The sequence below is a fragment of the Synechococcus sp. R8-2 genome (assembly GCF_047461715.1).
In the GTDB taxonomy this organism is placed as follows: Bacteria; Cyanobacteriota; Cyanobacteriia; order Thermostichales; family Thermostichaceae; genus Thermostichus.
Window position 1 is genome coordinate 1 of sequence record NZ_JANSHQ010000072.1, and the last position, 2174, is coordinate 2174.

The 2174-nt window shown below is 59.8% G+C and carries 2 protein-coding genes; both read right to left on the reverse strand.

The features are described from left to right. Positions 1-18: 18 nt before the first annotated feature. Complete coding sequence (cysE, locus tag NW819_RS01800) at positions 19-810, reverse strand: serine O-acetyltransferase (protein ID WP_414343630.1); 792 nt, start codon at positions 808-810, stop codon at positions 19-21. A gap of 136 nt (positions 811-946) precedes the next feature. Then, positions 947-2174, reverse strand: a 1228-nt coding sequence (locus NW819_RS01805; protein WP_414412716.1) for a hypothetical protein, incomplete at its 5' end; no start/stop codon positions are given.

Genomic DNA, 2174 nt, shown 5'->3' on the forward strand with positions numbered 1-2174 from the left:
CAGTCAGGGTCGGGTAGTTTACGAATATTCTGCTTCGCCTCTCACCTGATCCTGCCGGACCTGTTCCCGCTCCCGGTTAAGGCGGGCCACCTGGGCTTCCAGATCTTGGATACGGTGCAGCAACTGTTCGATAGCCCGTCCCACTGGGTCAGGCATGAGATGGTGATCCAGGTCAATGCCATGGGCGGGGATGCGGCGCTGATGGGGCGGGATGACCGCACGGCCTGGGATCCCAACCACCGTCATGCCGGGAGCTACATCCTGAATCACGACCGCGTTGGCTCCGATACGAGCTTTTTCCCCAATGCGAACCGGCCCCAGAATCTTGGCCCCCGTGCCAACAATCACCCCGTTTTCCAGGGTGGGATGACGTTTGCCCTTGCTCCAGGAAGTACCCCCCAAGGTGACCCCGTGGTAGAGGGTAACATCATCACCAATTTCTGCCGTCTCACCGATCACCACCCCACAGCCGTGGTCAATGAAAAAGCGCCGCCCAATCTTGGCTGCCGGGTGGATTTCAATCAATGTGAAAGAACGAGCCAAGAAGCTGAGCAGCCGCGCTAGGAAAAACCAGCGCCGTTTCCACAGCCAGTGGGCGATGCGGTGCAAAAACAGAGCATGCACACCGGGATAAGTGAAGATGACCTCCCAGCGATTGCGTGCTGCCGGATCCCGATCGAAGACACAATCAACATCCTCCCAAAATTGCTGCCAGAACCCCAGTTTTGGCTCCGGCTTGCCAGCAGGGAGAGAATTGCCCTCCCCCGTTTTGGGGCTTTCCACCGCCGACTGCTCGGCCTCCGTCAGCATGAATGGTCTCCGTTTAGGAACCTCCACTCCCCTTTTAGCACTTTTTGCCGGCAGCAAGGAGAGATCTCCAATCGCGCCAAGGGAGCTCCTCGCGCAACTCTCCACTGGGTCGAGCTCAAGCAAATTGCCTTCTGCCCTAGCCTTTACCCAACTGTTGAGCCACCAGTTGTCCAATAGCTTGGGCAGCTCCCGGCTTGCCCCCCAGCCGCTGCAGTTCTGTCTGCATTTGCTGACGGCGCTGGGGATCTTCCAACAGAACTCGCATTTGCTCGGCCACGGCCACCGGGCGCAAGTGGCCCCGCAACTCTGGCACCACCTCTCGCCCCGCCCAGATGTTCGGCCAAGCCAAGTGACCTAGCCAACGCAGAGCAATTCTGTTGACGGCGCGGGCCAGCCAAGTGCCCAAGCCTGGAAGGCGGGTCAACAGGCCAAGAATCCCATCCCAGGCGCGCATTGCCTCCAGCTTGTTGGTAGGGATCACCACAACCATCGGCACCCCCAAATAGGCCAGCTCGGCGGTGTTGGCGCCAATGGTGGTCAGACAGAGATCACAGTTGGCCAGCACAGAATAGGCAGGGAAGCTTGTCCACAATTGCACCGTGCTGCCAAAGGGGGTAACAAACTGGGATCCCAGATTGGTCTGCTCCAGAATGGCTGAGGTGCCATAGATCAAAGCCATATCGGGATTGAGCTTGGGATGGGCATAGGCTGCCAACGACTGGGGGGTTTGTCCTGGGGCCACCGGGATCACAAAGCGGACATTCGGCAGCATCTGTCGCAGCTCATCGGCCACAGCCAACACCAATGGCACCCCCAAGGAGAGCTTGGCTGGCTTGGAGCCTGGGAGCAGCCCCACCTGATAGTGGGTGCGGTTCTCATCGCTCAGACGCTGCCAGCCGCGCGGTAGCAATTCTTCATCGGTGAAGCGGTTCCCCACTCTCTCTGGCGCAGTTCTTACAGGCTCCCCCTCGCCGATGGAGCTGGGAGATGCATCTTGGAGCAGGCCAAAGGCTTGGGTTGGGGAAGAAAAGCCTGCCGTGGGTTTGGAGGCAGCGGCAGGAGATCTGCTGCCAAGCCAGCCGGAAAGGGGCACCCCCGGCAAATAGACAGCGCTGGCTACGCCATCCGCCATCAAATCCCCGACAACGTGCATTTTGTGGGCCCAAGGGTGGCCCAGCAGCCGTCCGCCATCGTAGCGGCGTTTGATTGCCTCGGTTCGCACGGCGAAAGCATGTACCCAAGGCCGCCAACGGGGTTGATGCTCAGCATAGACCACCAGCCGATAGCGCAAGCGGCGAGCAATCCAGACGGCAAAAAACTGATCCCCCCCCAGAAACAGCACCACCCCTCGCTTGGCCCAATTC